Source organism: Actinoallomurus rhizosphaericola (assembly GCF_024055675.1).
GTDB lineage: Bacteria > Actinomycetota > Actinomycetes > Streptosporangiales > Streptosporangiaceae > Actinoallomurus > Actinoallomurus soli.
The window spans coordinates 17,212-28,317 of record NZ_JAMXMW010000039.1 but is presented as its reverse complement, the minus strand read 5'-3'; the positions used below and the strand labels follow the sequence as shown (position 1 = coordinate 28,317).

Sequence of the window (11,106 nt, the reverse complement as noted above, 5' to 3'; positions counted from 1 at the left end):
GAAAACCCCGAACGCGTCGCACTCGTCCAGCAGATCACCCTGGCATACCTGCGCACCGCACTCGGCCTCGACGACAACGCGTGGCCCACCACCCGCGACTCCCTCACCACGGCCGGCAACCCGCTGGGAAGAATCGACTCGAAGTGACCGTCCCCGTCACGTCGACCCGCGGCCCCAGCTTCGGGATCATGACCGCCCCATCCCAGGTCACCTACCAGGACGTTCTGCGGGTCTGGCGTGAGGCCGACCGGATTCCGCAGATCGAGCACGTCTGGCTGTTCGACCACCTCATGCCGCTCGGCGGCGACCCGAACGGGCCTACCTTCGAGGGCTGGACACTCCTGCCCGCTCTCGCAGCCCAAACCGAGCGACTGCGTCTGGGGGTGATGGTCACGAGCAACAGGTTCCGCCCGCCGGCCATCCTGGCGAAAATCGCCGCCACCGTCGATGTCGTCTCCGGCGGCCGGCTCGAGTTCGGCATCGGCGCAGGTTCTCGGCCCGACGTGCCGCTGGCCCAGCGCGAGTACGAGGCGCACGGGCTCCCCTTTCACGATGCCGCCCATGCGGTCGGGAGCCTCGCCGAGGCGTGCACGATCATCCGCAGATTGTGGACCGAAACCGAACCGTTCGACTTCAAGGGCGGCTACCACCGGCTGACAGGTGCGTTCTGCAGTCCCAAGCCCGTGCAGCGGCCCCACCCGCCGATCGTGATCGGCGGCCAGTCCACCCCGACGCTACGCGTGGTCGCCGAGCATGCGGACCGATGGAACATGCCCGGCGGCAGCATCGACGTTGCGATCGCGCGCAATACCAAGCTGGACCAGTTCTGCGCCGAGATCGGCCGGGACCCGGCCGAGATCACCCGATCCATCGTCCTGCCGGCCTCCTACGACCGGCCTGACGATACCCGCCACGCAATCCGTGCGGCCCTCGACAGCGGGTTCAGCCACATCGTGCTCGGACTGGCCGCGCCTTACCCGACCGAGGTCGCACGCTGGGTCGCCGACACCTTCATCGGCCCTCTCTCCGACGAGAGCTGAACCGACAGGCCACCGCCTACAGCCACACGGCGGCAGCATCACCGCCCCCCCTGAACCGACTCCGTATCTTGTTCTGGAGCGGTGTTCCGAATTTTGGCCTTGGCGAATCGTCGCACAGAACCAGCCTGCGCGCCCATCACGAAGAGCAATCATTCTCATGAGCGACACCGCATCGGCCAACGTCGGCAACGACCGAGCCCGCGGCCGAACTCGTCGAGACGAGCCCAGGACTGCCCGCCTGAAGTAGGAAGACAGACCGCTGCCCTCAACGGCCCGGCTGATGTCCTCGACGTTCACGACGTCGGCCGAGCCGCGCTGAGCCGGCACCTCTATCAAGAGGACCACGACCCTGCGAGGAAAGATGGACACGAACGAAATCGCCCGGCCGCGAGGAGAGAAGCCGCTCACCAATCGGGGCCGCTGGGGTGCTGACGACGACCGAGGCACCCTGAATTTCATCACGGCCGCAGCGCGTGCCCGCGGCGTGGCTGAAGCCAGGACGGGCCGTGTTGTCTCTTTGGCCCACCCGATCACACCGGTGCCCATGGCCGCGCCGGTCGCTTTCGGCGAGCACGGCATGCCTTCCGCAGTACTGCAAATGATGACGTTCACCGGTTCGCCCACCCAGGCGTTGACCGATGTTCTGCTGATCAACGTCCACCACGCGCGTTCGACGCACATCGACGCCTTGGCGCACATACCGACCGACAACACCGTCTACCCCGGAGTCCCACTCGCCGAGGCGACCGCCGGGGCGACGGTCGGCCGGAGTTCGTCGTCGGCGTTCGTCGATGGGATCGTGACCCGGGGGGTATTTCTCGACCTGGCGCCGGGAGGGCGGCTTGCCGAGAACCATGCCGTGACCGCAGACGACCTGACGGCGGCCGAGAGGCGCCAGGGAGTGCGAGTCGAGTCCGGTGATGCGCTGGTAGTGCGCGGGGGGTGGGTCGCCGCCGACGATCCTTTCGGCCCCCTGCCGACCACCTCGCTGAGTGCCGTCGAATGGATGGCGGAGCGTGAAGTGTGCTTGTACGCCGGCGACATCGGCGACAAACTTCCTGAACCGTCAGCTGGATTGCCTGTGCTGCACAGCATCGCGCTCGCCCAGCTGGGGATGCCGTTGATCGACTGCGTCAACGTGGCCGAGCTGGCGCGGGCGTGCGCCGAAATCGAGCGCTACAGTTTCCTGTTCGCGCTCGGCACGATTCCCGTGCGCGGCGCCACGGGACTCCCGGTCAATCCACTTGCGGTCTTCTAGATCTGCGGCTCGCCATTACGCTGCACATCGCGCCGCGCGCGGCGTTCTGTGCTCCTGACTGGCCAGTTTCCACGCAACTCACCCCCTTCGCGCAACGGAACGCTGCTTCATGTCGCTTCACATGAACGGCGTTCCGTTGCGGTCCTAGGGGAAGCCACCCCTACCTCACGCATTTACCGAGAGGACCGTCATGCAATACCGCACGTTGGGCGGCACCGGCATCAAGGTCAGTCCTTACGCGCTCGGCGCGATGATGTTCGGCGCGATCGGCAATCCCGATCATGACGACTGCGTCAAGATCATTCATGCGGCGCTGGACGCGGGCATCAACGTCATCGACACCGCGGACGCGTACTCTCGCGGAGAGTCCGAGGAGATCGTCGGCAAAGCGCTCAAGGGCCGCCGCGACGACATCGTGGTGGCCACCAAGGCTCACCTTCCCATGGGGGACGACCCCAACATGCAGGGAAACTCCCGCCGCTGGATCACCCGTGCGATCGAAGATTCCCTGCGCCGCCTGGGAACCGACTACATCGACGTGTACCAGATGCACCGCCCCGACCCGAGCACCGATGTCGAGGAGACCTTGTCGGTACTCACCGACCTGATGCGCGCGGGCAAGATCCGAGCCATCGGTTCCTCCAGCACTCCGGCTCACGAGATCGTGCAGGCGCAGTGGGTGGCCGAGCGGCGCGGTTTGCAGCGCTTCCGCACCGAGCAGCCGCCTTACTCCATTCTCAACCGCGGAATCGAGCGTGACGTGTTGCCCGTCTGCGAGCAGTACGGCATGGGCACGCTCGTATGGAGTCCTCTGGCACAGGGACTGCTCACCGGCCGTTACCGCAAGGGGCAGGTCGCCGATACCCGTCGCGCCACGACGGGCTTCAAGCACCTGAGTGATGAGCGCCGGCTCGACGCCGTTGAACGGCTCATCCTGCTCGCCGAGGAGGCCGGAATCAAGATGACGCACCTTGCGGTCGCCTTCGCGATCACCCATCCCGGCGTCACCTCCGCGATCATCGGACCGCGCACCATGGATCACCTCCACGACCTGCTCGCAGGGGCCGAGACCACCCTGACCGACGAGATCCTCGACCAGATCGACGCCGTCGTGCCGCCCGGTACCGACGTCGGGACGCTCGACATGGCCTACGACCCACCCGCCATCCAGCAGGCGGCTCTGCGCCGCCGCCTTCCTGACGCGCGCTCCGCTGCCCGCCCCGCCCCCGGGGACGGCCCGCGGTAGATCTCGGAACTTACCTGAAGACGCGAACCGCCCCGGCGCGCAAGCCGGGGCGGCCGGCCTGTGTCCCCGCGCAGGAGGATGGGGCCTATTTCAGCCAGGCCACGGCGACATTGACGCAGAACTCACCGTCGCCGCTGGCAGAGGGTTTTTGCCATATCACGCCGTTGGAATCGACCACTTTGTTCTCAGCCCTCACCGTCGCACTGTCACGTGGAGGGTGTGCGGCGAGGCGTCGGAATCCTCGACTACGTTGCAGGGGATTGCCGCTGGACGGACCGGGCGGCGGCCGGCGCATCGCCGGATCGGCGATTCCGTGGCCGTCACCCACCAGGACCTCGCCGTGGCCGGAGGCGGCGTTGGCCGCGATCACCTCGATCGCGTCTTCCTCGTCCTCGGTGTCCGGCGGGTAGGCCCCGGGCATATCCGGGGTCGGGGCCTCGGCGGGTGAGGAGGTCCCCTGCAGGCGCGTCACGGCATCGCCGGTCATGCCGGTCATCCGACCGGTCGTCGATACGACGGCCTCCAGGTCGCGGTCGTGCCACGGCGCCTTCTGCCAGTGCTTCAGATTCTCCGTCGGTACGCGGAGCAGGGCGCCGTTCTCTTCGCTGACGTCCGGGGTGTATTCCACGAACCACGGGTCGCGGTACTTCGCGTGCCAGATCAGCAGATAGGTCGGTTTGACCCCGACGAGGGTCACGTTGCGGCCGCTGGTCTTCGGGCCGCGATCGGACGCCGTCTTGACGCCGCGATCGGCCATGACGGTGGTGTCGATGCCCAGGTGGTCCACGCCGAAGAACGGCCCGGCGGCGTTGTTGCCGTCGGCTGGGCGGCCACCCATCTGGAAGTCCAGAAGCGCCCACGGCGAGTGGAAGGTCACTTTGCTGCGGCCGCCGCTGGTCCGGACGACCGACGCGCGGTTTCTCGTGTTGCGGATCATCACCTCGGTGGTGGTGGTCTCGAACGTGAACTCCAGGGCGTGCACTGCGAGGGTGAGTGCGCCGAGGTAGCCGCCGAACCGGCCCGGTTCACGGATCGGGAGCGTGAATCCCCCCGGGCCGAACAGCTCCGCCGGCCGGCTCGACAACTGCGCCTGCGTGAGCGTGGAGGTGAGCTGCCGGAAGATGTCGCCCCAGGCGTAGAACCACGATTCGCCGCCTGGCGCGCCCATCAGGTCGCTGGCCAGTCCCTGCAGGACGTCCAGTCCGGGAAGGCCGATCAGTTGGGCGTCCTGGAACGCCTCTGCCGGGATCTGAAAAGCGTGTCGCAGGGCGTCGGCTGTCGTGCCGGGGCGGAGGCGTCGCGGGGGCGTCGCGCCGAGCTCCCGCCGCTGGGCGTCGGACAGTGCAGGCGAGGTCCTGCGATCCAGAACGGTGGGCAGCTCGGCCGAGCTGGGGAGCACGGTCATGGGGGGGACCGGGGGTGGTTCCGCGGTCATCAGCTGAGGGTCGAGATGAAGGCCGACGGCCCTGCCGTTTTGGGCGTGCTTGACGTGCAGGGACCGTGAGGTGTGCAGGAGGCCGAGTGTGGCGAGGTCGAAGAGCAGTACTGGCGCTTGGCTCAGCTCGAGGTCGGCGGTGAAGTCGACGCCGAACCACGACAGGGCCAAGTTGCCGGTGCCGGTATGGGCGACCTTGGACTCGGCGCTGCTGGACTCGTTGCGGCTCCGCTCGTTCTGTGTGCCGTAGCTGTAGGTGTGGTTGTACCAGAAGGAGTTCGGGTCTCCGCCATTGGCGGGGTGCAGGTCGCGAATGATCCAGGCCCGCGCGTCTGTGGCCCATCGGACGCGCCGGTCCTTGGTCTTCTCCCGGGTGAGGTCCCCGCTCACCTGGAAACCGGAGTGGAAGCGGTCGATGCTGATGCCCTGGTAGCCGGGGTCCTTCAGGCGGCCCTTGAGCACCACCCGCAGGCTTCCGGTCCGCAGCATCGGGAAGTGGTCGCCGAGCGGTACGTCGAACGCCAGGCCGCCGTCGATCACCGCGACCGAGCCCGCCGAGGACAGCGCTTTGATCATCTCCTTGTCCAGCTCAGCCGCGACGTGGTGCCCCCAGGCGTTCTTGACGTCCTGATAGATCTTCTTCGCGAACTCCCGCATCCGGGGCGGTTGGCGAACGCCGGCGTTGCCGATGCCGTGCTCGCCATCGAGCAGCCAGCTCGGCACGTACAGTTCCTTCTCCTTCACCCGGGGGCCGGGCCATTTCTGTACGGCCGTCGTCCCGGTCGCCGTCTCAGGTCGGGCGGTGTCCGGCGGGGCCTGGCCGGTCTTCCGGTGCGCCGGCACCAGGCCGAGTTCGTCGGACTGCTCGGCGCTGTGCACGAACCATCCGTCGCGTCTGATGGTGAGACTCGGATCCGCGGTGACGCCGCTCACCGCGAGGGTGACGTCGAACTCGATCTCGGCGCTGCCGAGTACCACGAAGCTGGTTCCCGCCGATAGGTCCAGCGTCATCCGGCTGCGTGAGCCGGACAGCTCGGAGTTCTTGCCGCGGTTGTTCTCGACCCGCCGGAGGCGTTGGGGCTGGGGAGTGAACGTCGTGTCCTCGCTCAGGCTGATCGGGAATCGTACCCGCAGGCCAAGCTGTCCGCCCGTGCCGAACTCCTCGTACAGGCCGTGGAGGTCGAGGCTCCCGTACTCGTTGTAGGTGCCGGCGCCGTCGGCGAGCGTGACGGTCTCCGCGCGTACCACCCGGGCGCTCATGCGCGCACTCGCGTCGGCCTCACCCCACTGCCCGTGGAGGACGTCCTGCTCGAGGAAGCCGACCTTACCCTCCCAGGTCGGCCAGCCCTGCTCGTCCCCGGCCGGCGGGTGCTGGAGATCCTGGATGCGGGCGGCCAGCAGGTTGATCGAATCGGTCAGCCGTACCTGCTCCCAGGCCGGCAACCTGACACCGAAGCGTTCGGCGAACGCCCGCTCGATCTCCTCCCGTACGCCGCCGAGGTAGGGCAGGAGCACCGACTGGTCCGGCCATTCCCGGCCCTCCTCCGCGGTCCATACCGGGTGGTCACCTGCCATGTCATAGAACGGCACCCAGGTGATCTGCCCGTCCTCCCCGGTGACCGGCTTCATGGTGAGCTGTACCGGCATGGTGAACGTGATGTCACCGGTGGCGATGACCCGCCCGTCGTCGGTCACCTGGACGTTCGGGTCCTCGTGCTCCACCGTCACGATGATGTGGTCGTGTCCGTCCCGCGGTTCCTCGGCGATGTCGACGACGTGCTGGTCGGGGATGACTCCCTCATCTTCGGCATCCAGAGGGTAGGCCCCGGGCATGTCGACGGTCGGGTCACGCGGGATGGGATCGGCGCTGATACTCGCCTCGATCTGGACGCGTTGGTCGAAGACCGCCAGATCGTCGATCGCAGCTCCGAACATCGACCAGATCACGTGCCCTGAGGTGATCCCGAAGGTCTTGGCCAGGCGAGCCGCGAGAATCGGCCGGAACTCCGTCGCCTGCAACGCGTTCAGCCCAAGGGCGGCGAGGCTGAAGACGAACTGCGCACCCCACCAGCTTCCCCACATCTGCTCGCTCGAGCCGGTCAGGTCATGCGTGATGATGGTGGAGAGATCCTGCTCGCCGTCGGGCATCCGATTCTGAAACCGTGGTTCGTCGACGGGGCGCGCCCGCAGCCACACGTACACCTGGCGGGTCAGCCCGGCGTACTGCTTCCACTGCAAGGTGATCGGTACGCCGGTCGTGCGCATGCGCGGCAGGCTCGTGGCCAACTGCTCCTTCGACAGGGCCTGCTTCAACGCTCGCAGGTTCGCCTCGGCGATCGGGCTGGTCACCCACTTACGGGCGTGGCCCGGTACCGGGTACGGCAGAGCGCCCGGATACCGCTGGTTGATCTGGTCGACCAGCGGTTGGTAGAGGTTCTCCAGACTCTCGCCGAGGTCGGCGATCCACATCCACGCCGGCCACCATCGCTCCAGCGTCTTCGGCGCCATCAGCCGCTGCTCCGGCGTCTCGATGTTCGGCCCGTTGAGCAGCGGTGGCAGCTCGTCGCCGAACCACCGTGGCAGATGCCGGTCCAGCACCCGCAGGGTAGTGCCATCGCCGGGCAGGTCGACCACTGTGGGGGAGCCGCCTCCATGCCCGACCTCGATGACCGCCCTGGTCTTGACCGCGATGAGCGCGGTGGGCTCCCCGACCAACCGGACGCTGGACATCTCGTTGGCGTCGCCGCTCAGCCCGGACGTTATTCGCGCCGCCTCACGCCAGAGCCACGGCATGAGGTAGGTCAGCAGATGAAAGTCCGAGTGAGCGTCGCCGGTCGCCTTGCCGTGGTAGAGCTGCAACGCCGCGAACATCAGTGTCGGCGGAATGTCGATCATGTCCGCGTGCGCCGTCACGACGTCCTGATAGGTGATCAGCGTCTGCGCGTAGTCGGCCCAGGTGCCGCTGTCACCGCGCAGCACCAGGCCCGGGTTCACGAACTCGAACCGCACCGTGACGGAATCCGGCCCATCGCCCGGTGCGCCGAACGTGATCTCCCAGCCGCGTCTGCTCCGCGCCAGCGGGAACGCAGCGATGACCTTCTCCGGGGTGATCGCCGCCTTGATCCGACGTTCGCGCTCCGACCCTGGCTTGGCGCCGACCGTCATGGCGACCGCCTCGGCCAGCTCACGGGCACCGTCGAACGCCTGAACCCACGACCAGCGCGGCAGGTGAATCGGCTGATCGCGCGTCACCAGGCTCGCCGGGATGATCTCCCAGCGGCCGTCGCGCAGGCTGGGGAAGACCGAACGTGAGACCGCGCGGGCCGCCTCGTTCAACGGGTAGAGCACCTCCCGTGAGACGGCCAGCTTCACACCGTTGTCGACGGTCCGAGCCGGTTCGGTGTTGTCCCGCGACCAGGAGAATCCCGGCAGCCCGACGACCTCGACCTTCGCGAAGGCCTGGACGCTCATCCCGAACGGCACCGCCCGGTAGCTGCTGCCCTTGATCGTCTGGTCGATCTGCGCGCCGTGCCCGGACTGCGGCTTCTCGTAGTGGTCGGCCCAGCCATAGGTGGCCACGCCCCCGAAGGCGTCGTGACCGTGCAGGTCGAGGGCACCGATGTGCTCACCCCCGAACGCGTCCATCGCCCACGCCACGTTGAGTGTCCCGTCGGACATGGAGAAATGGACGCGACCCGCGCGAGAGCCCGTGGTGAGAGAGGTCGTGTGCTTGGGCCGCACGTGGATCTCGTCGCCGAGCTGGGATCCGCCGCTCATCTGCGCCCACAACGTCACGTGGAACAATCCGAGGCGGAACGTCGCCGCGCCACCCGCGATGTCTCCCCAGTTGTCGAAGAGCCAATCCTCCGTGATCTGCTCGCGGACGCGGTCCGCGTAGTGCGCCCGCAGCCACTGCGGCAACAATGCCACGACCTCGTCGGCGAACGCCGTCGCCAGCTCCGGCGCGACCTCCTGGACCAGCTCCGGACCGAGCGAACCGCGAAGATACGCAGGCAGGAGGTACCGGGCCTCCGGCTCGGACGGAACGACTTCCGACGGCTGCACACCGGTACGGGCCTCGTCCTCCCGCCGCGCCGCTTCGATCGGCCTGATCGCTGACAGCAGAGCGTCGCTCAGCTCGGCCAGCTCCGCCTCGACGATCGCGTCCGTAGTCGCCTCGGCGCCCAACAGCTCGGACAGCCGCTGCCGCAGGGCACGGTAGAGGATCCGCAACTCGGCCCGCTTCGCGCGTCGCGTGGGCGGATCCGTACCGAGCAGCGCGACATCGAGCTGTGCCCGCTCGTGGAGCAGCCAAAAGTACGCCAACCGCTGCGCCCACTCGCCATCGATCCTCGGGCTGATCGTTCCCCGGTCCGGTGGCTGCGCGATGACTTCTTCGAGTGAGCGGGCCACCTGTTCCGGAGTGGGCTGCCGTGCCGAGGTCAGGACGCCCGCTATCCGCCGAGCCGCCGCCCGGCTCTCCACCCGGAAGGCGAGCCTGGCCTGATGACGTACGACCGCATGCTCGATCCCGGTCCGGATCCATGCCGCCCGCTGCTCCGGCGTGAGGACGGCGCCATCACCCGGCATGCCCTCGAACTCCCGCGCAGCCGCGGCTTCCAAGCGCCGCACCTCACGGCCCAACCATCGGCGCACCCGGCCCGAGGCCACCGTTCCGCTCAGAAGCCGGCGCAGCTCCACCACGGTTTCCTGCAGCCGCAGGATCCGCCCACGCTCGTCCAGCGTGCGGCCGAACGCATCGATCTCATCACGGAGCCGTTGGCTCAACCCTCGCATCCTGGCAAGCCGCCCGGCGTCCGCCGCGACCGTGCTGGCGAGGACGGTCCTCGCCTCATCGATGAACGAGCGCGCTGCCGCCGCCTCGTCGACCAGAGCGATGCCGTTCTTCTCCAGCGCCCTCAGCAGCGGATTCTTCCGCAGGGCGTTGTCTGGAATGGGGGAGGCCTGGTGGGTAGCAAAGCGGGTCAGGGCCTCCAACTCGGGCACGAGCGCGGTCAACGACGCGGCCAGGGACTCGACGGTCTCCTCGTGGGGGCGTCTCTCCGGCTTGAACGGGGTCATGCCGGTGCTGGTGTGGGTGGCGTCGGTCACGGCTTGGGCGGTCGACCTCGATGCCGGCCTGGGCTGTTTCTTGAGCAGGTGGATTTCTTGGCCATCCGCTGCTTGAAAGTGCGCGCGGGGATTGATCAGTGGGAGACCCGCTGCTGAGCCAAGGACGCGGTCCCGTGTACCGAGAACGCGATGCGGTCTGCCGGCCTTGCCGGAGAGCCAGTCGATGATCTCCTGCTTGGCGCCGACCTTGATGATGAAGCCGTCGGGCTTTTTCGCGTACTGATCGGGATAGATCAGCACTAGTCCTTGTACACCGGCGTTGTACACAAGCAAGGCGTGACCGGGCCCGTAGAGGCTCCCCAACCGGACAATGACGCGCGTACCGGTTTTGGCCTCTGCCAGCGGACCGATCACATCCGTCCACGCGTCGAAAGATGGCCACCGTAGAGCCGATCGCATACTCGGCAACGGTCGTGTCGGGGACCAGCGGCGCGTCAACTCTTCGAGGAATGACCAGCAGAACTGGCTACCCCACGCCTTTGTGGGCACTGGGCCCCGACCGTCAAGCCGAGCGCGATCAGCTTCCTCGGCCCATTCGGCCGCCGCGGTGGCATCGTCTTTGATCTGCTCCACCGATATGGCGCCACCCGGGGCAGCGAACACATCACCGGCCGACGACGCACCACCAGTGGCGGCCGGCACGACACCCGTGTGGGTGGCAGCACGGAGTCGTGCCGGACGGACCGCTTCGGGAGATCGCTCCGGCCGGCCTGCTTCACCCCGCCATGCGCCCACCCTCAAGACCGACATCGCCCCAACGGCGGCCTGATCCGGGGCCGAACCCGTGGCGGGCCGCAGGACCACCGATCCGTCGGGCACGCCAGGGACCTCGAGTGTGATCAGCCCATTGTCATGGACCCGCGCCAGACCGGCCTGTACACACGCTGTCTCATGCCCCGTCACCGCGTACCGGGCCATGCTGTGCCGCGATGTGCGCCACCCCATCTGCCGGGCGTTCGCCTGCGGACCGGCACCTGACAGGCTCGCGGCCCCG

4 protein-coding genes are annotated in these 11,106 nt (G+C 67.8%); 3 read left to right on the top strand and 1 reads right to left on the bottom strand.

The annotated features are described in order from the left end of the window. The first annotated feature begins 143 nt into the window (after nt 1-143). From NE234_RS43785 to NE234_RS43775, 3 genes are all read left to right on the top strand, one after another. Nucleotides 144-1,040 carry an LLM class flavin-dependent oxidoreductase gene (locus NE234_RS43785; RefSeq protein WP_252787094.1) on the top strand — a complete coding sequence of 299 codons (897 nt, stop codon included), beginning with the start codon at nt 144-146 and terminating at the stop codon, nt 1,038-1,040. 361 nt (nt 1,041-1,401) lie between these two features. Then, nucleotides 1,402-2,298: a cyclase family protein gene (locus NE234_RS43780; protein WP_252787093.1), complete on the top strand. Its 897-nt coding sequence runs from the start codon at nt 1,402-1,404 to the stop codon at nt 2,296-2,298. Nucleotides 2,299-2,488: 190 nt separating this feature from the next. Beyond that, complete coding sequence (locus NE234_RS43775) at nt 2,489-3,544, top strand: aldo/keto reductase (protein WP_252787092.1); 1,056 nt, start codon at nt 2,489-2,491, stop codon at nt 3,542-3,544. A gap of 85 nt (nt 3,545-3,629) precedes the next feature. Here the strand turns inward: NE234_RS43775 and NE234_RS43770 are convergent, their stop codons facing one another. Beyond that, nucleotides 3,630-10,352, bottom strand: coding sequence for a coiled-coil domain-containing protein (locus NE234_RS43770; RefSeq protein ID WP_252787091.1), 6,723 nt, complete (start codon nt 10,350-10,352; stop codon nt 3,630-3,632). Nucleotides 10,353-11,106 lie beyond the last annotated feature (754 nt).

What these genes read in the sequence shown, in the direction of transcription:
- NE234_RS43780 (WP_252787093.1), top strand. Translation starts at nt 1,402, where the DNA reads ATGGACACGAACGAAATCGCCCGGCCGCGAGGAGAGAAGCCGCTCACC.
- NE234_RS43775 (WP_252787092.1), top strand. Translation starts at nt 2,489, where the DNA reads ATGCAATACCGCACGTTGGGCGGCACCGGCATCAAGGTCAGTCCTTAC.